20 protein-coding genes are annotated in these 22,129 nt (G+C 67.9%); 13 read left to right on the plus strand and 7 right to left on the minus strand.

The window, feature by feature from the left end; genetic code table 11:
• Positions 1–454 precede the first annotated feature (454 nt).
• The 9 genes from kdpF (at position 455) to AC1M14_RS21700 (ending at position 10,799) form a co-directional block, all read left to right on the plus strand.
• A complete protein-coding gene (gene kdpF / locus AC1M14_RS21660; protein ID WP_102774222.1) occupies positions 455–544 on the plus strand; it encodes a K(+)-transporting ATPase subunit F in 90 nt (29 codons plus the stop codon).
• On the plus strand, positions 544–2,235 hold the full coding sequence (kdpA, locus tag AC1M14_RS21665) for a potassium-transporting ATPase subunit KdpA (protein ID WP_111826481.1): 1,692 nt from the start codon (positions 544–546) through the stop codon (positions 2,233–2,235). Before kdpF ends, kdpA begins: the two co-directional genes overlap by 1 nt.
• Before the next feature lie 23 nt (positions 2,236–2,258).
• Positions 2,259–4,418 carry a potassium-transporting ATPase subunit KdpB gene (gene kdpB / locus AC1M14_RS21670; protein ID WP_479730440.1) on the plus strand — a complete coding sequence of 720 codons (2,160 nt, stop codon included), beginning with the start codon at positions 2,259–2,261 and terminating at the stop codon, positions 4,416–4,418.
• Between the two features lie 27 nt (positions 4,419–4,445).
• Positions 4,446–5,054 carry a potassium-transporting ATPase subunit KdpC gene (gene kdpC / locus AC1M14_RS21675; protein ID WP_111826479.1) on the plus strand — a complete coding sequence of 203 codons (609 nt, stop codon included), beginning with the start codon at positions 4,446–4,448 and terminating at the stop codon, positions 5,052–5,054.
• Between the two features lie 45 nt (positions 5,055–5,099).
• The gene (locus tag AC1M14_RS21680; protein WP_479730441.1) at positions 5,100–7,874 is read left to right on the plus strand and encodes a DUF4118 domain-containing protein; all 2,775 of its coding nucleotides are present in this window, start codon (positions 5,100–5,102) and stop codon (positions 7,872–7,874) included.
• A 12-nt stretch (positions 7,875–7,886) separates the two neighbouring features.
• Positions 7,887–8,579, plus strand: coding sequence for a two-component system response regulator KdpE (kdpE, locus tag AC1M14_RS21685; protein ID WP_479730442.1), 693 nt, complete (start codon positions 7,887–7,889; stop codon positions 8,577–8,579).
• A 110-nt stretch (positions 8,580–8,689) separates the two neighbouring features.
• Positions 8,690–9,454, plus strand: coding sequence for a TorF family putative porin (locus tag AC1M14_RS21690; RefSeq protein ID WP_479730443.1), 765 nt, complete (start codon positions 8,690–8,692; stop codon positions 9,452–9,454).
• Between the two features lie 142 nt (positions 9,455–9,596).
• Positions 9,597–9,896, plus strand: coding sequence for a hypothetical protein (locus tag AC1M14_RS21695; RefSeq protein ID WP_102774216.1), 300 nt, complete (start codon positions 9,597–9,599; stop codon positions 9,894–9,896).
• A 3-nt stretch (positions 9,897–9,899) separates the two neighbouring features.
• Positions 9,900–10,799 (plus strand): 4-hydroxy-tetrahydrodipicolinate synthase family protein, encoded by a 900-nt coding sequence (locus AC1M14_RS21700; protein ID WP_479730444.1) that lies wholly within the window; start codon positions 9,900–9,902, stop codon positions 10,797–10,799.
• Between the two features lie 13 nt (positions 10,800–10,812).
• Here the strand turns inward: AC1M14_RS21700 and AC1M14_RS21705 are convergent, their stop codons facing one another.
• A complete protein-coding gene (locus AC1M14_RS21705; protein WP_102774214.1) occupies positions 10,813–12,066 on the minus strand; it encodes an O-antigen ligase family protein in 1,254 nt (417 codons plus the stop codon).
• Positions 12,067–12,188: 122 nt separating this feature from the next.
• Positions 12,189–13,445, minus strand: coding sequence for an NADP-dependent isocitrate dehydrogenase (gene icd / locus AC1M14_RS21710; RefSeq protein WP_102774213.1), 1,257 nt, complete (start codon positions 13,443–13,445; stop codon positions 12,189–12,191).
• A gap of 202 nt (positions 13,446–13,647) precedes the next feature.
• On the opposite strand from icd, the gene AC1M14_RS21715 reads away from it, so the two are divergent.
• Positions 13,648–14,073 carry a DUF1841 family protein gene (locus AC1M14_RS21715; protein ID WP_102774212.1) on the plus strand — a complete coding sequence of 142 codons (426 nt, stop codon included), beginning with the start codon at positions 13,648–13,650 and terminating at the stop codon, positions 14,071–14,073.
• Between the two features lie 70 nt (positions 14,074–14,143).
• On the opposite strand, the gene AC1M14_RS21720 is transcribed toward AC1M14_RS21715, so the two are convergent.
• Both AC1M14_RS21720 and AC1M14_RS21725 read right to left on the minus strand, forming a co-directional pair.
• Entirely contained in the window at positions 14,144–14,506 is a 363-nt protein-coding gene (locus AC1M14_RS21720; protein WP_102774211.1) for a c-type cytochrome, read from the minus strand.
• Positions 14,507–14,515: 9 nt separating this feature from the next.
• Positions 14,516–14,872: a c-type cytochrome gene (locus tag AC1M14_RS21725; RefSeq protein WP_102774210.1), complete on the minus strand. Its 357-nt coding sequence runs from the start codon at positions 14,870–14,872 to the stop codon at positions 14,516–14,518.
• Positions 14,873–15,046: 174 nt separating this feature from the next.
• Here AC1M14_RS21725 and AC1M14_RS21730 point away from each other — a divergent pair, with 174 nt between their 5' ends.
• Complete coding sequence (locus tag AC1M14_RS21730; protein WP_111826473.1) at positions 15,047–15,928, plus strand: AAA family ATPase; 882 nt, start codon at positions 15,047–15,049, stop codon at positions 15,926–15,928.
• 29 nt (positions 15,929–15,957) lie between these two features.
• Positions 15,958–17,130 (plus strand): vWA domain-containing protein, encoded by a 1,173-nt coding sequence (locus AC1M14_RS21735; RefSeq protein ID WP_102774208.1) that lies wholly within the window; start codon positions 15,958–15,960, stop codon positions 17,128–17,130.
• 9 nt (positions 17,131–17,139) lie between these two features.
• Here the strand turns inward: AC1M14_RS21735 and AC1M14_RS21740 are convergent, their stop codons facing one another.
• The 3 genes from AC1M14_RS21740 to AC1M14_RS21750 all read right to left on the minus strand — a co-directional run bounded on the left by AC1M14_RS21740 (position 17,140) and on the right by AC1M14_RS21750 (position 18,986).
• The gene (locus AC1M14_RS21740; RefSeq protein WP_102774207.1) at positions 17,140–17,697 is read right to left on the minus strand and encodes a GNAT family N-acetyltransferase; all 558 of its coding nucleotides are present in this window, start codon (positions 17,695–17,697) and stop codon (positions 17,140–17,142) included.
• Between the two features lie 121 nt (positions 17,698–17,818).
• Positions 17,819–18,196 carry a hypothetical protein gene (locus tag AC1M14_RS21745; RefSeq protein ID WP_111826471.1) on the minus strand — a complete coding sequence of 126 codons (378 nt, stop codon included), beginning with the start codon at positions 18,194–18,196 and terminating at the stop codon, positions 17,819–17,821.
• Between the two features lie 190 nt (positions 18,197–18,386).
• Entirely contained in the window at positions 18,387–18,986 is a 600-nt protein-coding gene (locus AC1M14_RS21750; protein WP_111826470.1) for a GNAT family N-acetyltransferase, read from the minus strand.
• Between the two features lie 126 nt (positions 18,987–19,112).
• On the opposite strand from AC1M14_RS21750, the gene AC1M14_RS21755 reads away from it, so the two are divergent.
• Positions 19,113–21,869, plus strand: coding sequence for a M16 family metallopeptidase (locus AC1M14_RS21755; protein WP_479730445.1), 2,757 nt, complete (start codon positions 19,113–19,115; stop codon positions 21,867–21,869).
• Positions 21,870–22,129: the final 260 nt, after the last annotated feature.

The raw sequence follows: 22,129 nt of genomic DNA on the forward strand, positions 1-22,129 counted from the left end.
GCGTTTTGCTTTTTTTCTGGGTACTGCTTACTTTTTTTATATACCGGTGCCGCCGGTATTTGCCCATGCAGGGCTTTGTCTCCTCACCTGCATGGGATGAGATTCTGCACCAGTAGCGGGATTGTCACACTAGGGGAATGCCCTAAGAAGGAGCATTCATTTACATATTCGCTGCACCATATAAGTGCATTTCGATCGAAACATCCTAAATATTGGGATTTTTTGTTTTTACGTTTCATTTATCCCGCCCCGCCAAACCTATACCCCGTTTTTACCCCCCGCTGCGTAACCTGCCGGTGTCCTGATCGGCCCTGGCCGCGCCTGCCGGCGCGCGGGCCGTCCGCTTTCGGGAGAAAAACGTGGATGCCATCTATATCGCCATTTTCGCCGTGCTTGCGGGGCTGACCTACGCCCTGCTGCGCTTCTGCCTGGCCCTGTCTTCGGGAGCACGGGCATGAACGCGCTTTATTGGCTGAGCGGCGTGACCGCCGCCCTGTTGTTCGTCTACCTGCTGGTGGCGCTGTTCAAACCGGAGAAATTCTGATGTCCGCCGAATTCATCGGATTGCTCGCCGCCTACCTGGCGGTCCTGCTGGCCGTCGCGCCGTTTCTGGGGCGGTATATCCGCGCGGCCATGGAAAACCCGCAGTCCCGGCTGACGGCCTGGGGCCGCCCGCTGGAACGCGGCATTTACCGGCTGGCCGGCATAGACCCCCAGGCCGAAATGGGCTGGCAGCGCTACGCCCTGGCCGTGCTGGCCTTCAATATCGTGGGAATCGCGGCGGTCTACGCCCTGCAGCGCCTGCAGGGCGTGCTGCCCCTGAACCCGGCCGGCCTGGGCGCGGTGGCGCCGGACTCGGCGCTGAACACCGCCATCAGCTTCGTCACCAACACCAACTGGCAGGGCTACGGCGGCGAGTCCACCATGAGCTACCTGACCCAGATGCTGGCGCTGACGGTGCAGAACTTCGTCTCGGCCGCGACCGGCATCGCCGTGCTGTTCGCTTTGGTGCGCGGCCTGGCGCGCCATTGCTCCACTACGGTGGGCAATTTCTGGGCCGACATGGTGCGTTGCACGCTGTACGTGCTGCTGCCGCTGTCGCTGGTGCTGGCGCTGGCGCTGGTCAGCCAGGGCGTGATCCAGAACTTCAGCGCCTACCAGGAAGTCCAGACCCTGGCCGGCCAGACCCAGACGCTGGCCATGGGCCCGGTGGCCTCGCAGGAATCGATCAAGCTGCTGGGCACCAACGGCGGCGGCTTCTTCAACGCCAACTCCTCGCATCCGTACGAAAACCCCACGGCGCTGGCGAACTTCCTGGAGATGCTGGCCATTCTGGCGATCCCGGCGGCGCTGTGCTTCTCGTTCGGCGAGATGGTGGGCAGCCGGCGCCAGGGCATTGCGATCCTGGCGGCCATGACGCTGCTGTTCGGCGCGTTCGCGCTGTCGGCCGGCTACTTCGAGCAGCAGCCCAATCCCATGGCCGCGCAGGCCGGCGCCTCGGTGTCCGGCGGCAACATGGAGGGCAAGGAAACCCGCTTCGGCATCGCCGCGACCTCGCTGTTCGCCACCGTCACCACGGCGGCCTCCTGCGGCGCGGTCAACGGCATGCACGATTCGTTCACCGCGATGGGCGGGCTCACGCCGATGCTGCTGATGCAGCTGGGCGAGGTAGTCTTCGGCGGCGTGGGTTCGGGCCTGTACGGCATGCTGGCCTGCGCCATCCTGGCCGTGTTCATCGCCGGGCTGATGATAGGCCGCAGTCCCGAATACCTGGGCAAGAAGATCGAGGCCCACGACATGAAGATGGTGTCCATCGTCATCCTGGCCACGCCGCTGCTGGTGCTGGGCGGCACGGCGCTGGCCGTGTCGGTCGCCGCCGGCCAGGCCGGCGTGCTGAACCCGGGCATCCACGGTTTTTCGGAAATCCTCTATGCCCTCAGCTCGGCGGCGAACAACAACGGCAGCGCCTTCGCCGGCCTGTCGGCCAACACGCCCTTCTACAACGTCCTGCTCGGCGCGGCCATGTGGTTCGGCCGCTTCGCCATCATCGTCGCGGTGCTGGCGCTGGCCGGCTCGCTGGCCGCCAAGCGCCGCCTGCCCGCCGGTCCGGCCAGCATGCCCACGACCGGTCCGCTGTTCGTGACCCTGCTGATCGGCGCGGTGCTGATGGTGGGCGCGCTGACCTACGTGCCCGCGCTGGCCTTGGGGCCGGTCGCCGAACACTTGATGCGGTAGCGCCGCATAACTGGAATATGAAAATGGCCAAGATTGAAACCTCCGCCTTCGGCGCCGCGGGCGGCGCCGCCCACGTCCCTGCCGCCGCCCCGCAGGAACGCGGCTTCGGACTGTGGTCGGGCGCGCTGGTCGCCCCCGCCCTGCTGGAAAGCCTGCGCAAGCTGTCGCCGGCGGCGCAGTTGAAGAACCCCGTGATGTTCGCGGTCTACGCGGGCAGCATCCTGACGACCGTGCTGTGGGTCATGGCCCTGCGCGGCATGGCCGACGCGCCCGCCGGCTTCATCCTGGCGATCGCCGCGTGGCTGTGGTTCACCGTGCTGTTCGCCAATTTCGCCGAGGCCCTGGCCGAAGGCCGCGGCAAGCAGCAGGCCGCCGCCTTGCGCGGCCTGCGCACCACCGTAAACGCCCGCCTGCTCAAGGGCTGGCGCGAGGCCGACGCGCGCCACGCGCAGCCGGCCGAATGGCGCGGCCTGGCGGTCAGCCAGCCGTCCGGCCTGCTGCGCCGCGGCGACGTGGTGCTGGTCGAAGCCGGCGAGACCATACCCGGCGACGGCCAGGTGCTGGCCGGCGTCGCCTCGGTGGACGAAAGCGCCATCACCGGCGAATCCGCGCCGGTGATCCGCGAGTCCGGCGGCGACTTCTCCTCGGTCACCGGCGGCACGCGGGTGCTGTCTGACTGGATCTTCGTGCGCATCGAGGCCGACCCGGGCGAGAGCTTCCTGGACCGCATGATAGGCATGGTCGAAGGCGCCAAGCGCCAGAAGACGCCCAACGAACTGGCGCTCACCATCCTGCTGGTCGGCCTGACGGTGGTGTTCCTGCTGGTGGTGGCGACCCTGCTGCCGTTCTCGATCTACGCGGTCGACGCCGCCGGCGCGGGCGCCGCGGTCACCGTGACCGTGCTGGTGGCGCTGCTGGTCTGCCTGATCCCCACCACCATCGGCGGGCTGCTGTCGGCCATCGGCGTGGCCGGCATGAGCCGCATGATGGGCGCCAACGTCATCGCCACCTCGGGCCGCGCGGTCGAGGCCGCCGGAGACGTGGACGTGCTGCTGCTGGACAAGACCGGCACCATCACCTTCGGCAACCGCCAGGCCTCGGCCTTTCTGCCCGCGCCCGGCGTGTCCGAACGCGAACTGGCCGACGCCGCGCGCCTGGCCTCGCTGGCCGACGAAACGCCCGAGGGCCGCAGCATCGTGGCCCTGGCCGACAAGCTCCTGCGCGCGCCGGCCGCGCCCATGGCGGGCGCGCAGTTCGTGCCCTTCAGCGCCCAGTCGCGCATGAGCGGCGTGGACGCCGGCGGCCGCAGCATCCGCAAGGGCGCGGTCGACGCCGTCCAGTCGTGGCTGGCGGCGCAGGACTCGGCGGTGCCGGCGCAGGCGCGCCAGCTGGCCGAGGACGTCGCGCGCCGCGGCAGCACGCCGCTGATGGTCAGCGACGGCAGCCGCGCGCTCGGCGTGGTCGAACTGAAGGACATCGTCAAGCCCGGCATCCAGTCGCGCTTCGCGGCGCTGCGCCGCATGGGGATCAAGACCGTCATGATCACCGGCGACAACAAGCTCACGGCGGCTTCCATCGCCGCCGAGGCCGGCGTCGACGACTTCCTGGCCGAGGCCACGCCCGAGGCCAAGCTCAAGCTGATCCGCACCTACCAGGCCGAAGGCCGGCTGGTGGCGATGACGGGCGACGGCACCAACGACGCACCCGCGCTGGCGCAGGCCGACGTGGCGGTGGCGATGAATTCGGGCACCCAGGCGGCCAAGGAGGCCGGCAACATGGTGGACCTGGACTCCAACCCCACCAAGCTGATCGAGATCGTGGAGATCGGCAAGCAGATGCTGATGACCCGCGGCGCGCTCACCACCTTCAGCGTGGCCAACGACGTGGCCAAGTACTTCGCCATCATTCCCGCCGCCTTCGCCGCCGTGTATCCGCAGCTGCAGGTGCTGAACGTGATGGGCCTGGCCACGCCGGCCTCGGCCATCCTGTCGGCCGTGATCTTCAATGCGCTGATCATCGTGGCGCTGATTCCGCTGGCGCTCAAGGGCGTGCGCTACCGCCCGCTGGGCGCGGCGACGCTGCTGCGCCGCAACCTGCTGATCTACGGCCTGGGCGGCCTGCTGGTGCCGTTCGCCGGCATCAAGCTGATCGACATGGTGCTGGCCGCGCTGGGCTGGGCCTAGGCCCGGGCTTATTCCAAGGAACCAATCATGAAATCCTCCGCTACCCTGCCGCGCCAAGCCGGCATCCTGCGCCCGGCGCTGGTCGTCTTCGCCGCGCTGTCGCTGGTGACCGGCCTGGCCTATCCGTTCCTGACCACCGGCATCGCCGCCGCCGTGTTTCCGCGCGAAGCGGCCGGCTCGCTCATCGAGCAGGACGGCCGCTTCGTCGGCTCCGAACTGATCGGCCAATCGTTCAGCGCGCCCGGCTACTTCTGGGGCCGGCCGTCGGCCACCGGGCCCGCGCCATACAACGGCGCCAACTCCGGCGGCTCGAACCTGGGGCCGCGCAATCCGGCGCTGGCCGAGGCCATCCAGGCGCGCATCGCCGCCTTGAAGGCGGCCGATCCCGACAACCCCGTGCCCGTGCCGGTGGACCTGGTCACCGCGTCCGGCAGCGGACTGGACCCGCACATCAGCCCGGCCGCGGCGGCCTACCAGGCCGCGCGCGTGGCGCGCGCGCGCCATCTGCCGCGCGCGCAGGTCGACGCGCTGATCCAGGCGCATACCGAAAAGCCCTGGCTGGGCGTGCTGGGCGAGCCCGCGGTCAATGTGCTGACGCTGAACCTGGCGCTGGACCGGCTGGCGCCGGCGCGCTGATGGCGCGGCGTATAGTATTGCCAGCCGTCACCCCACACTATTTTCATGGCTGATACCGCCGGCGCGCGTCCGGACCCCGACGCGCTCTTGAAGACGCTGGACGATGCCGCGCGCCAGGCAGCGCGCGGCCGGCTGCGCATCTACTTCGGGTCTTCGGCCGGCGTGGGCAAGACCTACGCCATGCTGGTGGCGGCCCGCGCCCAGGCCGCGCAGGGCGCGCACGTGCTGGCCGGCGTGGTCGAAACCCACGGCCGGCGCGAAACCGCGGCGCTGCTCGAAGGCCTGCCCGTCCTCCCGCTCAAGGAGGCGCCGTACCGCGGCCACCTGCTGAAGGAATTCGACCTGGACGGCGCGCTGGCGCGGCGCCCGGACCTGGTGCTGGTGGACGAGCTGGCGCATTCGAACGCGCCCGGCTCACGCCACGCCAAGCGCTGGCAGGACATCGAAGAACTGCTGACGGCCGGCATCGACGTCTGGACCACGCTGAACGTGCAGCACCTGGACAGCCAGAACATGGCGGTCGGCAGCATCACCGGGGTGCGGGTCTGGGAGACCGTGCCGGACGCGGTCTTCGATTCGGCCGACGAAGTGATCCTGGTCGACCTGTCGGCCGACGAGCTGCTGCGCCGCCTGAAAGAAGGCAAGGTCTACGTGCCCGAGCAGGCGCGCCACGCCACCCGCAACTTCTTCCGCAAGGGCAACCTGATCGCGCTGCGCGAGCTGGCGCTGCGCCGCACGGCCGACCACGTGGACGACGACGTCCAGGCCTACCGGCGCGACCGCGCCATCGAATCCGTATGGCGCACGCGCGAGGCCGTGGTCGCCTGCATCGGCCCGGACATCGACGCCGAGTACGTGATCCGCAGCGCCCACCAGCTGAGCCGGCAGCTGGACTGCGACCTGCACGTGGTCACCATCGACACGCCGCGCGCGGCCCCGCCGCCGCAGGCCGAACGCGAACGCATGCAGCGCAGCCTGGCCCTGGCGGATTCGCTGGGCGCGCGCAGCGAAACGCTGGCCGGCGACGACATGGTCGACGCGGTGGTGCGCTACGTGCGCCGCCACAACATCACCAAGGCCGTCATCGGCCGCACCCGCGCCGCCGGCCTGCAGCGCCTGCGCCTGTCGCTGTCGGCCGCGCTGACCAGCGCCCTCGCGCCGGGCTGGCTCTGGCGCCGCCACAGCTTCGCCGACATGCTGGCGGCCGGCTGCCCCGAGATCGATGTGATCCGCCTGGGTGCCCCGCCCCTGCCCGCCAGCGCCGCCTCCGTGCGCGACGCGCTGGCGCCGAAGGGGCGTGGCGACGAGCGCGGCGCGCGCCCGCTGGCCGGCTACGCCTGGGCGCTGTGCTATTGCGCCGGCGCCACCGCGCTGTCTGCCTTGGCCTTTCCCACCCTGCACCAGACCAACATCGTCATGCTGTTCCTGCTGGCGGTGGTGGCCGTGGCGCTGCGCCACGGCCGCGGGCCGGCGGCGCTGGCCTCGGTGGTCAGCGTGGGGCTGTTCGATTTCTTTTTCGTGCAGCCGCTGGCGTCCTTCGCCGTGTCGGACGTGCAGTACCTGCTGACCTTCGGCGTGCTGCTGTCGGTGGGCCTGCTGATCGGGCAGCTGACGGCCGGGCTGCGCCTGCAGGCGCAGGCCTCGGTCAAGCGCGAAGCCGACGCCCGCAGCCTTTACGAATTCGCACGCGAACTCTCGTCGGCGCTGCTGCCCGAACAGATCGTCGCGCTGGCCGGCGCGTTCGTGCACGCCACCTTCGGCTCGCGCTGCGCGCTGTACATCCTGGGCATGGACGAGCGCCTGCAACTGGCCTCGCCGCCCGAGCCCGACATGCCGCCGCCGGAATCCGCCGTGGCCCTATGGGTCTACGACCACGGCCAGCCGGCCGGCGCGGGCACCGCCACGCTGGCGCACGGCGCGCTGCTGTACCTGCCGCTGAAAGCGCCCATGCGCATCCGCGGCGTGCTGGCGCTGGCGGCGGCGCGGCGCAGCCTGTTTTCGGATCCCGATTCGCGCCGCCAGATCGAAGCCTACGCCACCCTGATCGCCATCGCTCTCGAACGCCTGCATTACGTGGAGGTCGCGCAGCAGGCGCTGGTCAGCATGGAATCCGAGAAGCTGCGCAACTCGCTGCTGGCCGCGGTGTCGCACGACCTGCGCACCCCGCTGACCAGCCTGGTCGGCATGACCGACACGCTGATGCGCCAGCAGGCGGCGCTGCCGCCCGACGTACACGACACCATCCGCGCCATGCGCGACCAGGCCCAGCGCATGCACGCGCTGGTCGCCAACCTGCTGGACATGGCGCGGCTGCAGAACCGCGACACGCCGCTGCGGCTGGAATGGCAGTCCATCGAGGAACTGGTGGGCGCGGCGCTGGCCGCCATGCGCGAGCCGCTGGCCGCGCACCAGGTCGTCGTCGACAGCCTGTCGCAGCTGCCGCTGGTGGAATGCGACGGCGTGCTGATCGAGCGGGTGTTGTGCAACCTGCTGGAGAACGCGGCCAAGTACACGCCGCCCGGCAGCACGCTGCGCCTGTCGGCGGCGGCCGGCGACGGCGAGCTGCGCGTGGCCGTCTGCGACAACGGCCCCGGCGTGCCGCCGGGCGCCGAACGCCGCATCTTCGAGAAATTCACGCGCGGCGAACGCGAGTCCGCCACGCCCGGCGTGGGCCTGGGCCTGGCCGTCTGCGAGGCCATCGTCGCCGCCCACCGTGGCAGAATCTGGGTCGAGCACGCGCCGGGCCAGCAGGCCGGCGCGCAGTTCGTCTTCACGCTCCCGCTGGGCACGCCGCCCCCGATCCAACCCGAAACCGCCTGAGCGCCGCCCCGCATGTTCGATTACCAGCCGACCCTCCTGCTCATCGAGGATGACGCCCATATCCGGCGCTTCGTGCGCCAGGCCCTGGAAACCGAGGGCTGCGTCGTGCATGAGGCCGACACCGTCAGGCGCGGCCTGATCGAGGCCGGCACCCGCCAGCCCGACGCGGTGGTGCTGGATCTGGGCCTGCCGGACGAGGACGGCATGACCCTGATCCGCGAACTGCGCGGCTGGACCGAGGTGCCGGTGCTGGTGCTGTCGGCGCGCAGCGCCGAGGCCGACAAGGTCGCCGCGCTGGATGCCGGCGCGGACGACTACCTGACCAAACCGTTCGGCGTCAGCGAACTGCTGGCGCGCCTGCGCGTGCTGCTGCGGCGCCACGCCCGCGGCGGCGCGGGCAATGCGGCGGAGATCGTGTTCGGCGACGTGCGCGTGGATTTCGCCCGCCGCGTGGTCGAGCGCGGCGGACGCCACGTGCACCTGACCGCGATGGAGTACCGGCTGCTGGCGGCGCTGCTGGCGCATCGCGGCAAGGTCATGACGCACCGCGAACTGCTGCGCGAGGTATGGGGGCCTTCGCACGTCGAAAGCAACCACTACCTGCGGATCTACATGGGCCACCTGCGCCAGAAGCTGGAGGCCGATCCCGCCCAGCCCGTCTATCTGCTGACCGAGATCGGCGTGGGCTACCGCTTCGCGGGCTGAAACGCGCGCCTGGCGTTGACGCCGCGTTTACGCGCGGCCGGCAAGTGTTGTCTCGGCCTTTATGCGGTTGATCCTATTGTTGCGGTCCCATCCAACAACAGGAGATTCCGATGCCCCGCCACTCACTCGCCGCGGCCGCGCTGCTGACCCTTGCCGCCGCGCACGCCGGCCATGCGTGCGCCGCCGAAGCGCCGCCCGCCGCGCCCGCTTTTACGCTGACCGCGAACGTCACGCTGGCCAGCCAGTACCGTTATCGCGGTCTGATGCAGACCAACAACAAGCCCGCCATCCAGGGCGGATTCGATGTGGTCCACGCCAGCGGCTTCTACCTCGGCAACTGGAACTCCAGCATCAGCTGGCTCAACGACGCCGACAGCCGCGTCTCCGCGCCCGTGGAAATGGATTTCTACGGAGGCTACAAAGCCAATCTGGCGCAGGACGTGCCCGTCGACCTGGGCGTCCTGCAGTACTACTACCCCGGCGATTACCCGTCGCACTACACCAGCCCCGATACCACCGAGCTGTACGCCGGCATCGGCTATGGCCCGCTCACGTTCAAGTACTCCATCGCCATGACCAACCTGTTCGGATTCGCCGACAGCAAGTACAGCCAGTACTTCGACCTGTCCGGCAATATCGATACCGGCATCTGGGGCCTGACGCTCAATGCCCACGTCGGCCGCCAACTGGTGCGCAACGTGGACGACGGCTCGTACACCGACTGGAAGCTGGGGCTGACGAAAGACTTCGGCCAGGGCCTGTCGGTGTCGCTGGCCTATCTGGACACCGACGCCGACCGCGCCGTCTACACCAACACGCGCGGGCGCGACATGGGCCGCGCCGCGGGCCTGCTATCCGTGACCAAGACGTTCTGATCCGCCGCGGGCATTGACGCGTTTTTTACGCGTCCCGTTCGCATTTATCGGCAGCTTTTATGGCGCGCTTCCTATAGTGAAACCGTCATCAACCAACCGGATACCGAAGCGCCGCCAGCGGCGCGTCCATCCCGCCCCCGCCATGATCCCCAGACTGCAACCGCGCCGCCGCCCCCTGCCCGCCCCGCGCAACGACCGGGTCGCGCTGACCGTCACGATAGACACGCTCGACGCCCTCAATCTGCGCCTGGCCCTGCACCGCGCGCTGGGCGAGCGCATTGGCGTCTATGTGCTGTCGGTCGATGGCGCCGGCGCGCGCTGCGCGCTGCAGCTGCAATGCGGCCGCGGCCAGCTGGACGCGCTGATGCATGCGGTCATGTCCGGATTGCCGCGCGCGGAATTCGGCCCGGTGCTCGCCGCCCCCGCGTACACGGCGCGTTGAGCCATGGACATGCCGACCAAGACCGCCTTCGAGGGCATCTGGCTGCCCATGGTCACGCCGATGCGCGCCGGCCGCGTGGACCTGGACGCCGCGCAGGCGCTGGCGCGCTACTACCGTAACGCCGGCATGGCGGGCCTGGTGCTGTTCGGCTCCACGGGCGAAGGCAGCCTGTTGAGCCTGCCGGAGAAGATCGAGATGATCGAGGCGATCTCCAGCGACCCGCACGCGCTGCCGCTGGTGTTCGGCGCGGGCGGCGTGGACACGCGCGGGGTGGCCGCCGCGATCCGCCGCCTGGACAAGTACCGGCCCGCCGGCTATCTGGTGCCGCCGCCCTACTACCTGGGTCCGTCCCAGGCCGGCATCCTGTGGCATTACCGGCAGATCGCGTGGGCCACGCGGCAGCCCATCATCCTGTACAACATCCCCAAGCGCGCCGGCGTCGCGATGACGGTGGAGACCATGGAGGCGCTGGCGTCCCTGCCCGGCTTCAGCGCGGTCAAGGAATGCAATCCATCGGTGCTGGCGGCGCTGAATGCGCGCGGCGCGTTGCCGGCGCTGTGCGGCACGGAACCCGCGCTGCTGGACCACTTCCTGGCCGGCGGCCGCGGCGCCATCCCGGCCGCCGCGCATCTGTATCCCGAGCGCTACGTCGCAATCGCACAGCTGGCCCGCGACGGCGATGCCGAGGCCGCGCGCGAACTGTTCGAGCCGCTGCGCGGCCTGATCCGGCTGCTGTACGCCGAACCGAATCCGGCGCCGATCAAGCGCGCGCTCGCCATGCAGGGGCTGATCGCCGACGAATTGCGCCTGCCCATGACCAGCGCCAGCCGCGAACTGGGCGCACGCCTGCAACGGGCGATGGACGCGCTGCACGCAAGCCCCGGCCGGCTGCAGACGGCCTGAACCGGGGCCCGGCTCAGGGCTGGCGCGGCGCGGCCGGACGCGGCGTGGTCAGCGCGATCAGCGCCACCATGATCAGCGCATAGGTAGGCACGCTGCGCATGTTGCGGAACATCATTTCGGTCAGGCTGTAGGCGCAATAGCCCAGGCAGAACAACAGGCCCATCTGGGCGCCGACGCGTATCACGCGGTCGTCGCTGGCCATTCTGCGCAGGAACACCGCCGCCGGCAGCAGGTAGAGGGTGAGGATGCTCGCCAGGCCCAGCAGCCCGTAGCCCGCCAGGGCCGCGAGCATGTCGTTATGCGGCTCGCCGAAGCCGTCGACGACCTCGCGCGTCACCACGCCCTGCTTCTCCAGCGCCAGCAGTTCGCTGCGGAACTGGTTCGGCCCCAGCCCCACCACCGGGCTTTTCTCGAACATCAGCAGCGACGCTTCCCACAACTGCAGGCGGATGCCGAACGAGGTGTCGCGGTTGCTCGACGTGGTGAAACCATGCAGGTCGCTCTGGATCTCGTGCATGCGGCTGCTGAAGTTCCAGATGCCGACCGCGGAGACCGCCAGCGCCACGGCCAGCCCCAGCGCGCAGTACACCTTGTGGCGCCGCCGCCAGCCGCGCAGGCCCAGCAGGAACACCACGGCCAGGATGGGCAGCAGCATCCAGCTGCTGCGCGTCTCGGACACCCAGGTGCCCCACACGCTCAGCACGGCCACCAGCACCTTGACGGCGGCTTCGGCGCGCGGCCAGCGCGTGGTCGCGCCCCAGCCTATGGACAGCAGCGACATCATGCCGAACAGCAGCGTCAGGTTGGCGAAGGCCACGGCGTTATAGCGCCCGCCGATCTCCGCCACGGTGGCGCGCTCCCACCAGGTCATGGTGACGATCAGCATGATCGAGCCGGCGAGCGCGCCGATGAGCAGGCTCCACTGGATCTGCCTGAGCCATTGCTGGGGCGCTCTCAGCAACAGCCACAGGACCGGCACCGCCAGCGCGAAGCGCAGCAGTTTCTCGAGTTCGGAGCCGCTCCACACGCCCCGCACAGCGGAGGTGATGAACATACAGGCCAGCGGCAGCAGCAGCGCCAGGGCGATCGGCCACAGGGCCTGGAAATCCATCGGTTCATAGCGCTTGATCGCATTGGCGGCGAGCGCCGCCAGCGCGATCAGGCCGGTGAGATAAATAATGGCCGGCCCGCCCACGGGACTGGTCAACGCCAGCGCGGGAATCAGCAACACCAGCCAGGTGGCCAAGGAAACGTACAGTCGGGGCACAACAATCAACCTGGAAAAACGTAGCGGAACATCTGCGCCCTGCCGAGCATGCAGACAAAACCGCCCGCCATGACGGCGGGCGGATTTCGTCCAGGACTTGCTCGCAAGTGGCCTATCGAGGGTTACATGTTTTCGATCATGACCTGACCGAAGCCCGAGCACGACACCTGGGTCGCGCCTTCGAGCAGGCGGGCGAAGTCATACGTGACCTTCTTGGACAGGATGGATTTCTCCATGCTGGAGATGATCAGGTCGGCGGCTTCGGTCCAGCCCATGTGGCGCAGCATCATTTCGGCCGACAGGATTTCGGAACCGGGGTTCACGTAGTCCTTGCCCGCGTACTTCGGCGCGGTGCCGTGGGTGGCTTCGAACATGGCCACCGAATCGGACAGGTTGGCGCCCGGGGCGATGCCGATGCCGCCCACCTGCGCGGCCAGCGCGTCGGAGATGTAGTCGCCGTTGAGGTTGAGCGTGGCGATCACGTCGTATTCGGCCGGACGCAGCAGGATCTGCTGCAGGAAGGCGTCGGCGATCGAATCCTTGACGGTGATTTCGCGGCCCGTCTTGGGGTTCTTGAACTTGCACCACGGGCCGCCGTCAATGAGCTGCGCGCCGAATTCCTTCTGCGCCAGGGCATAGCCCCAGTCGCGGAACCCGCCCTCGGTGAACTTCATGATATTGCCCTTGTGCACCAGCGTGACCGAGCTGCGGTCGTTGTCGATGGCGTACTGCAGGGCCTTGCGCACCAGGCGCTCGGTGCCTTCGCGCGAGACCGGCTTGATGCCGATGGACGAGGTGTTCGGGAAACGGATCTTCTTCACGCCGAGCTTGGTCTGCAGGAACTGGATCAGTTCCTTGGCCTGCTCGCCTTCGGCCATGTATTCGATGCCGGCGTAGATGTCTTCGGAGTTCTCGCGGAAGATCACCATGTCGGTCTTTTCGGGCTCGCGCACCGGCGAGGGCACGCCCTTGAAATAGCGCACCGGGCGCAGGCAGACATACAGGTCCAGCTGTTGGCGCAGCGCCACGTTGAGCGAGCGGATGCCGCCGCCGACCGGGGTGGTCAGCGGGCCCTTGATGGACACCACATAGTCTTTGACGACATCCAGGGTTTCATCGGGCAGCCACACGTCCGGGCCGTAGACCTTGGTGGCCTTTTCGCCGGCATAGACTTCCATCCAGTGGATCTTGCGCTTGCCGCCATAGGCCTTCTGCACCGCCGCGTCGACGACCTTGATCATCACGGGGGTGATATCGGCGCCCGTGCCATCGCCCTCGATGTAGGGAACGATGGGCTGCTCGGGCACATTCAGCGAGAAATCGGCGTTGACCGTGATCTTCTGGCCGCCGGCGGGAACCTTGATATGTTGGTAGGACATGAATGCTCCATTTGCTCCGGGTGATTTTTCTGCACGCGCCGGCATCGGGAAGCGTCCGGCTCCCGGGGAAACCCGTCCTGGGGAACCGCACACCGGATGGCGGATAGCAACCCATTCTATATCGCAACGGGGCCGGCCGGCCCGGCGGGCCGCGCCGGGCGGTAAAATAATGCATCCTCAGCCCGCTTTCCGTCCCTTCCAGATGTTCAATCCCTCCCGCGACCAAGTCCGCGAATTCTTCATCGAAACCTGGCGCAAGCACCGCGCGGCCGAGGTGCTGACCCCGCTCGAGGCCATCGCGCTGGACTGGATCATCGAACATCCGGAATACCACGGCGACCTGGAAAGCCCCGACGCCATGACCGCGGAATACTCCGTGGAGAAGGGGCGCACCAACCCGTTTCTGCACCTGTCCATGCACCTGGCCATCGCCGAGCAGCTGTCCATCGACCATCCGCCGGGCATCCGCAACGCCTACCAGCAGCTGGTGGCGCGCAGCGACGCGCACCAGGCGGCGCACGAGATCATGGAATGCCTGGGCCAGGTGGTCTGGGAAGCCCAGCGGCTGGGCACGCCGCTGGACAGCGACACCTACATCGACCTGATCCGCCAGCGCGCGGGACGCTGAAAAAAACCCCGGTCATCGTGCCGGGGTTTTTTCTGGGTACCGCCTTTTTTCGGACCTTTGCTTCGGGCCGTTATTTGCGCACGCCCAGGTCGCTGGGCAGCGTGGACAGCCAGGCCGCGACGTTGGTGATGTCCTGGTCGGACAGCTGCGTGGCGAAGGCGCCCATGATCGGGTTCTTGCGCACGTTGGCCGTGGCCGCGCTGCCGGAGGCGCCGCGCTTGTAGGCCTTCAGGGCATGGGCCAGGTAGTCCGCGTGCTGCCCGGCCAGGGTCGGGTACGCCGGGTCCACGGCCGTCTTGGCGTCGGCGCCGTGGCAGGACGCGCAATTGAATTTGTCGAACACGGCCTTGCCGGCCGCCAGGTCCTGGGCCTGGGCCGCGGCGCCCGCCACGGCCAGGGTCGCGCCCGCGAGGGCAAGCATGGTGCGATTCATGTGTGCCCCTTATTTGAGATTCGAGTAATACGCGGCCAGGTCGGCGATGTCCTGGTCCGACAGGCTGCCGGCGATGGCGTCCATCGTGGGATGGCTGCGCGCGCCTTTCTTATACTCGTTGAGGGCGGTTTCGATGTATTTGGCGTTCTGGCCGGCAATCATCGGAACGTGGTAGAGCTCGGGAAACGTCGCCTTGTAGCCTTCGATTCCGTGGCAACCGATGCACATCGAGACCTTGTCGCGGGCGTTCTGTACATTACCGACCACGGCGGCGGCTTCCGCCGCGACGGCCTGGCCGGCGATCGCACAGGATGCCGCTGCGGCCAACAGGGATAGCTTGTACTTCAGAGAGGTTCGCAACTTCATTGGAGTGGCTCTTCTTCGTATGGCTAAGGACTAGGGCCTGCATGCAAGAAAGGCCCTCGGCAAACATGTTGCGGGTCGAACCCAAAGCAAAACCGCCTGATTGTACGATACTTGCTCAGGATTAATACCTTAATATGGTATTGACCATCATCAAAACCCGGATGCCATCGAACCATGTCCGCAGCTCAGCCCGCCACTTCCGCCACGCCTGACCGCTTCGACGGGACCGACAGTTATGTCGCCACCGATGACCTGAAACTCGCCGTCAACGCCGCGCTGATCCTGCAGCGCCCGCTCCTCATCAAGGGTGAACCCGGCACCGGCAAGACCATGCTTGCCGAAGAGGTCGCCCGCGCGCTGGGCCGGCCGCTGCTGCAATGGCACATCAAGTCCACCACCAAGGCGCACCAGGGCCTGTACGAATACGACGCCGTCTCGCGCCTGCGCGACTCGCAGCTGGGCGACGAGAAAGTCCGCGACATCCGCAACTACATCGTACAGGGCACGCTGTGGCAGGCCTTCCAGTCGCCGGAGCCGGCGGTGCTGCTCATCGACGAGATCGACAAGGCCGACATCGAATTCCCCAACGACCTGCTGCGCGAGCTGGACCGCATGGAATTCCATGTCTACGAAACGCGCGAGACCATCTCGGCGCGGCACCGCCCGCTGGTCATCATCACCTCCAACAACGAGAAGGACCTGCCCGACGCGTTCCTGCGGCGCTGCTTCTTCCACTACATCCGCTTCCCCGACCGCGAGACGATGCGCGACATCGTCGCCGTGCACTATCCCGACCTCAAGCAGGACGTGCTGCGCGCGGCGCTGGACACCTTCTTCGCGCTGCGCGAGGCGCCGGGCCTGAAGAAAAAGCCCTCCACCTCCGAACTGCTGGACTGGCTGCGCCTGCTGCTGGCCGAAGGCGCCAGCGCCGCCGAGATCGACGCGCACACCGCCACGGCGGTGCCGCTGATGGCCGGCGCCCTGCTCAAGAACGAGCAGGACGTGCATCTGCTGGAGCGCCTGGCGGCCATGACGCGCGGCGGCCAGCGCCGCTGATCCGGCGCACCATCCGTGGCGGTTCGCACATGCTGATCGACTTCTTCTACCACCTCAGGGCGCACAAGCTGCCCGTCTCGGTCAAGGAATACCTGACCCTGGTGGACGCCCTGCGCCACAACCTCATGGCGCCGACGCTGGACGATTTCTACTTCCTGGCGCGCGCCGCGCTGGTCAAGGACGAAGCGCTCTACGACCGCTACGACCAGGCCTTCGGCGCCTACTACCGGGGCATCGCGGCCGCCCTGCCGGCGGGCAAGGAAATCCCGCTGGACTGGCTCATCAAGCAGTTCGAGAAAAGCCTGACGCCGGAAGAAAAGGCCGCCATCGAAAAGCACGGCTGGGACAAGCTGATGGAGCTTTTCAAGGAGCGCATGGAAGAGCAGAAGGAACGCCATGCCGGCGGCAGCAAGTGGATCGGCACCGGCGGCACCTCGCCCTTCGGCAACGGCGGCTACCACCCGGAAGGCATCCGCGTGGGCGGCGCGTCGGCCGGCAACCGTACCGCGGTCAAGGTCTGGGACATGCGCCAGTTCAAGGACTACGACGACCAGGTCGAGCTGGGCACGCGCAACTTCAAGGTCGCGCTGCGCCGCCTGCGGCGCTTCGCGCGCCAGGGCGCCGACATGGAGCTGGACCTGGACGACACCATCGCCAGCACCGCGCGCAACGCCGGCCACCTGGACCTGCGCATGGTCCCGGAGCGCCACAACACGGTCAAGGTGCTGATGCTGCTGGACGTGGGCGGCAGCATGGACGACCACATCGCGCGCGTCGAGGAACTGTTCTCGGCGGCCCGCAGCGAGTTCCGCCACCTCGAGGTCTATTACTTCCACAACTGCCCGTACGAAAGCCTGTGGCAAAGCAACCGCCGGCGCCAGAGCGAACGCTTCGACACCTGGGACGTGCTGCGCAAGTACAACCCCGACTGGCGCCTGATCATCGTCGGCGACGCCACCATGAGCCCGTACGAAATCCTGCAGCCGGGCGGCTCGGTCGAGCACTACAACAAGGAACCCGGCGCCGAATGGCTGCGCCGCCTGCTGGAAGCCTGGCCCAAATCGGTCTGGCTCAATCCCGAGCCCACCGCGTCCTGGCAGTACCGCCAGTCCATCGCGCTGCTGCGCGACATCATGCAGGACCGCATGTACCCGGTCACCGTCGCCGGCCTGGAACAGGCCATGCGCGTGCTGTCGAAGTAGGCCGCGCCCTCACCCATCCACCGGCTGTTCCGGCGTCTCCAGCACCAGCTGATAAAACGCCAGGTCCAGCCAGCGGCCGAACTTGAAGCCGGCCTCGCGGATGGTGCCTGCGTGCGTGAAGCCGAGCTTCTCGTGCAGCGCGATGCTGCCCTGGTTGGCCGCGTCGATGCCGCCGACCAGCACGTGCACCTGCTGGGCGCGCGCGCGTTCGATGAGTTCGCGCATCAGCGCAATGCCCAGGCCGCGGCCGCGAAAGCGGTTGTCGACGTACACGGAATGCTCGACCGAATACTTGTAGGCCGGCCAGGCGCGGAACGTGCCGTAGCTGGCGAACGCCATCAACTCGCCTTCGGCGTTTTCGTAGCCCACCACCGGAAAGCCGCCCTGCCGCTTGGCCTGGAACCAGCCCGCCATCGCCTCGCGCGGCCGCGGCTTGTAGTCGTACAGCGCGGTGGAGGTGGCGATGGCCTCGTTGAAAATGGCGAGGATCTGGTCGGCATGGCGCTCGTGCGTGCAATCGACCAGGATGGCGCCTTCGGGCGCGCGGGTTGGGGCGGGCGTAGTCATGGCGCTGATTTTAGCGAGCCGGCCGCACAGATAGGAGATGCCCCCATACTGCGCACGCCGGCGACAAAAAAACCGGCGCAAGCGCCGGTTCAATGAACTTTGTTGCCGCTTCTGGCCACTCTCAGGCGGCGCGGCTCTCCACTGATCGGTCGGCCGGCGGCGTGCGCCGCAGGCCCGGGCACTTGCGCCACGACAGCTCGTCGGCGTCCATGTCCAGGTCGAACAGGTCGTTGGCCGCGGGCCAGGGGTGGCTGCGCGCCGCGGTGCCTTCCATCTCGAGCACGTGCCCGGCAAACCCCCTGGGCGAACCGCCGCACTCGGCAAAATATCGTTGCGTGTTCAAGTCCACCACGTAGGTGGTCATGTCGTGGGTCAGTATGGCCACGAATTGGCCGTCATCGCTGGCATAGGCGTACTGAAACTGCCCTTTGATTCCGTCGCCGCTCAGGGGGGTTCCGGTCAATTGGGACAGCGCACGCGTGACGATCTCGGTCAGCATGGGTCGTTCCTCCGAAAGATGCGCCGGCAGAATGCCGGCAGCGAAGGCGCGAACGACAAGCGCCGGCGCCGCGCGCAAGGGGCGGCGCCTGGCGTTGGACGGGAAGCCTGTAGGCGGCTATCGCGCATCCCGTCGGCGGACAGCTACTACGTGCTGAAAATCTTACACCCGCAAGCCCGGACGCCTCAAATCAGGCGGCCGCCACCGGGGCGTCGCCGGGGTCCGTGTCACCATTTTCCCGCGCGCGCCAGTCCCGGCGGGCGATGCGGTAGAGCACGTGCTCGCGCAGCGGATGGCCCGGCGGCACGGCGGGATGGTCGAAGGGCGCCGCGTCCGCGCGCATCGCAAGGCGCTCCATCACGGCGCGCGAGCGCAGGTTGCCGGTGGCCGTGAACGCCACGATCTCGTCCAGCCCCACCTGCTCGAACCCCACCTTCAGCGCGGCCTGCGCCGCCTCGCAGGCGTAGCCCCTGCCCCAGTATGGCCGCGCCAGGCGCCAGCCGATCTCCACGCCGGGCGCGAACGGCAGCGCGGGAGCCAGCGGCTTGATGCCCACGAAGCCGATGAAGGGCGCAACGCCCGGCGCCTCGACCGCCCAGAACCCCCAGCCGTGCTCGTCGATGCCGGCGGCCAGGCGGTCGGCCAGCGCATCGCTCTCGGGCCTGGCCAGCGGCAGCAGGTATCGGGTGACCTCGGGGTCCGCGTTCAGCGCCGCGAAAGGTTCGCGGTCGGCCGCAAGCCACTGCCGCAGCAGCAGGCGCGGCGTTTCGACGTCGATGGACAGGGACATGCGGGGTTTCCTTGAGTCTTGGGGGCCAGCGGCGCCCCTGGCCGGGCGCGCCTAACCGGGCGTCCCTGAACCAATGCCAGCGTATACACTCCAACGGATTCTGCCATGCCTAAGGAATTATCTGCCATGCGCCTTTCCCTGTCGAAGCTGCCGCGTCCGCTGGGCGCGCTGCTGTTCACCTCCTTCCTGGCCTTTCAGGCCGGGGCCGCCAGCCTGCCGGCCGGCGTCTCGGAGGCCGCCTCGATCGAAGGCATCACCGAGTACCGCCTGGCCAACGGCCTGCGGGTGCTGCTGGTACCCGATGAATCCAAGCCCTCCACCACCGTCAACATGACTTATCTGGTGGGCTCGCGCAACGAGAACTACGGGCAGACGGGCATGGCCCACCTGCTGGAGCACATGCTGTTCAAAGGCACCTCGACCACGCGCAACGCGATGGGCGAGTTCTCGCGCCGCGGCCTGCAGGCCAACGGCTCGACCTCCAGCGACCGCACCAATTACTTCGCCAGCTTCGCCGCCAACCCCGACACGCTCAAGTGGTACCTGGGCTGGCAGGCCGACGCCATGGTCAATTCCCTGATCGCCAAGGAAGACCTGGATTCGGAAATGACCGTGGTCCGCAACGAGATGGAAAGCGGCGAGAACAGCCCTTTCCGCATCCTGATGCAGAAGATGCAGTCGGCGGCGTTCCAGTGGCACAGCTACGGCAAGACCACGATCGGCGCGCGCTCCGACGTTGAAAACGTCGACATCGGCCAGCTGCGCGCGTTCTACCACGAGTACTACCAGCCCGATAACGCGGTGCTGATCGTGGCCGGCAAGTTCGATCCGCAGACCACGCTGGCCGACATCGAGGCCACGCTGGGCAAGCTGCCCAAGCCCGATCGCAAGCTGCCGCCCGAATACACCGTCGAGCCCGCGCAGGACGGCGAACGCGCGGTGACGCTGCGCCGCGCCGGCGGCACGCCGCTGGTGGCCGCCATGTACCACATCCCCGCCGCCGGCAGCCCCGACTACGTGCCGCTGGACCTGGCCGCCACCATCCTGGCCGACACGCCTTCGGGCCGCCTGTACCACGCCCTGGTCCCGACCAAGCTGGCCTCGGGCGTGTTCGGCTTCACCATGGAGAACCTGGACCCGGGCCTGGCGATGTTCGCCGCCCAACTGACCCCGGGCAAGGACATGGACGCCGCGATGAAGGCGCTGACCGGCACGCTGGAATCGCTGGCCAAGAAGCCTTTCACCCAGCAGGAGCTGGACCGCGCCCGCAGCAAGTGGCTGACCGCCTGGGAGCAGACGTACAGCGATCCCGAACAGGTCGGGGTGGCGCTGTCCGAAGCCATCGCCGCCGGCGACTGGCGCCTCTTTTTCCTGCAGCGCGACCGCGCCCGCAAGGCCACGCTGACCGAAGTGCAGCAGGCCGCCACCGCCTACCTGGTCCAGAGCAACCGCATCGAAGGCCGCTACATCCCCACGGAAAAACCCGTGCGCGCCCCGCAGGCGCAGCGCGTGGACCTGACGGCCGTGTTCAAGGACTACAAGGGCGACCCGGACTTCAAGGCCGCCTCGGCCTTCGATCCCTCGCCCGAGAACATCGACAAGCTGACCCAGCGCCGCAAGCTCGATCTGCCCAACGGCCCGGTGCAGCTGGCGCTGCTGCCCAAGGCCACGCGCGGCAGCCGGGTGCAGGCGCAGATGCTGATCCAGTTCGGCAACGAAAAGGATCTGCGCGGTCAGCGCGTGAACGCCGACGCCACGGCCGATCTGCTGATGCGCGGCACGCCCAGGCTGTCGCGCCAGGACATCCAGGACCGCCTGGACGCGCTGCAGGCCGAGCTGGGCTTCAGCGGCAGCGGCACCACGCTCAAGGTCGCCATGTCGACCAAGGGCGAGAACCTGCCTGCGCTCACCGAACTGGCGCTGGACATCGTGCGCAACGCCAATTTCCCCCAAGAGCAGCTCGAGGAATACCAGCGCCAGCTCGAAACCTCGATCCGCAACGCCATGACCGAGCCCTCGGCCCTGGCCGGACGCGCCCTGGCGCGCCAGGACAACCCCTGGCCCGTCGACGACGTACGCTACGTGCCGACCTTCGATGAAGCGCTGGCCAGCGCGCAGGGCCTGTCCCGCGACGCCCTGGTCAAGTTCCATTCGCGCTTCTACGGCGCCGGCGACATCGAGTACGCGGCCGTCGGCGACTTCGAGCCCGCGGCCGTCGAGAAGGCGCTCAAGACCGGCCTGGCCGGCTGGAAGAAGGCGCCCGCCTACACCCGCGTGCCCAATCCGTACCGCGACATCGCCGCCAAGCAGTTCGAGATCGCCACGCCCGACAAGGCCAACGCCTTCTACATCTCGCGCATGCCGCTGAAGCTGCAGGACACGGACCCGGACTACGCCGCGCTGTACCTGGCCAACTACCTGTTCGGCGCCTCGGAAACCTCGCGCCTGTGGAACCGGGTGCGCGAGACCGAAGGCCTGTCCTACAACGTGCGCAGCTCGCTGTCGGTCTCGTCGTTCGAACCCACCGCCAGCTGGACCATGTACGCCATCTACGCGCCGCAGAACCGCGAACGGCTGGAAAAGGCGATCGGCGAAGAGCTGGCCCGGGTCCTGAAAGACGGCTTCACCGACAAGGAAATCGCCGACGGCAAGCACGCGCTGCTGAACTACCGCAACCTGGCCCGCGCCCAGGACGACATCCTGGCCAGCACCTGGCTGGACTACCTGCAGCGCGGCCGCACGTTCGCCTGGTCGGCCGAAATGGACCAGAAGATCTCCGCGCTCACGCCCGAGGCGGTCAACGCCGCCCTGCGCAAGTACCTGCGCGCCGACGGCTTCAGCACGGCGGTGGCCGGCGACTTCAAGAAGAACGCCACCCCCTGATCCGTCCCCGCCTCCCGGCTTCCAACCCGCCGCCCGCCGGCGGGTTTTTTATTGCAGGCCCGCGCTGGAGCCGTCTGAATTCATGGCCACCATGCCACCCATGGGGGCAATCGATAAATAAAATCCGATTAGCCATGAATTTGAAAAGATGTTTTCAACTAATCAGGGTTTATCCCAGGTGGGATAACGCGCAGAATTCAGTCATCGGGAACAGACAACGAACCACGACGGAAGGCCGCCGGATTCGGTCCCCACCCAAA

The sequence above is a fragment of the Achromobacter sp. SX5 genome (assembly GCF_056711425.1).

Coding starts and splice junctions, on each gene's coding strand:
- kdpF (WP_102774222.1), top strand. CDS start 455: ATGAACGCGCTTTATTGGCTGAGCGGCGTGACCGCCGCCCTGTTGTTC.
- AC1M14_RS21725 (WP_102774210.1), bottom strand. CDS start 14,872: ATGAAGTTGCGAACCTCTCTGAAGTACAAGCTATCCCTGTTGGCCGCA.
- AC1M14_RS21695 (WP_102774216.1), top strand. CDS start 9,597: ATGATCCCCAGACTGCAACCGCGCCGCCGCCCCCTGCCCGCCCCGCGC.
- icd (WP_102774213.1), bottom strand. CDS start 13,445: ATGTCCTACCAACATATCAAGGTTCCCGCCGGCGGCCAGAAGATCACG.
- AC1M14_RS21720 (WP_102774211.1), bottom strand. CDS start 14,506: ATGAATCGCACCATGCTTGCCCTCGCGGGCGCGACCCTGGCCGTGGCG.
- AC1M14_RS21735 (WP_102774208.1), top strand. CDS start 15,958: ATGCTGATCGACTTCTTCTACCACCTCAGGGCGCACAAGCTGCCCGTC.
- AC1M14_RS21740 (WP_102774207.1), bottom strand. CDS start 17,697: ATGACTACGCCCGCCCCAACCCGCGCGCCCGAAGGCGCCATCCTGGTC.
- AC1M14_RS21700 (WP_479730444.1), top strand. CDS start 9,900: ATGGACATGCCGACCAAGACCGCCTTCGAGGGCATCTGGCTGCCCATG.
- kdpA (WP_111826481.1), top strand. CDS start 544: ATGTCCGCCGAATTCATCGGATTGCTCGCCGCCTACCTGGCGGTCCTG.
- AC1M14_RS21755 (WP_479730445.1), top strand. CDS start 19,113: ATGCGCCTTTCCCTGTCGAAGCTGCCGCGTCCGCTGGGCGCGCTGCTG.
- AC1M14_RS21750 (WP_111826470.1), bottom strand. CDS start 18,986: ATGTCCCTGTCCATCGACGTCGAAACGCCGCGCCTGCTGCTGCGGCAG.
- AC1M14_RS21680 (WP_479730441.1), top strand. CDS start 5,100: ATGGCTGATACCGCCGGCGCGCGTCCGGACCCCGACGCGCTCTTGAAG.
- AC1M14_RS21715 (WP_102774212.1), top strand. CDS start 13,648: ATGTTCAATCCCTCCCGCGACCAAGTCCGCGAATTCTTCATCGAAACC.
- kdpC (WP_111826479.1), top strand. CDS start 4,446: ATGAAATCCTCCGCTACCCTGCCGCGCCAAGCCGGCATCCTGCGCCCG.
- AC1M14_RS21730 (WP_111826473.1), top strand. CDS start 15,047: ATGTCCGCAGCTCAGCCCGCCACTTCCGCCACGCCTGACCGCTTCGAC.
- kdpB (WP_479730440.1), top strand. CDS start 2,259: ATGGCCAAGATTGAAACCTCCGCCTTCGGCGCCGCGGGCGGCGCCGCC.
- AC1M14_RS21690 (WP_479730443.1), top strand. CDS start 8,690: ATGCCCCGCCACTCACTCGCCGCGGCCGCGCTGCTGACCCTTGCCGCC.
- AC1M14_RS21745 (WP_111826471.1), bottom strand. CDS start 18,196: ATGCTGACCGAGATCGTCACGCGTGCGCTGTCCCAATTGACCGGAACC.
- kdpE (WP_479730442.1), top strand. CDS start 7,887: ATGTTCGATTACCAGCCGACCCTCCTGCTCATCGAGGATGACGCCCAT.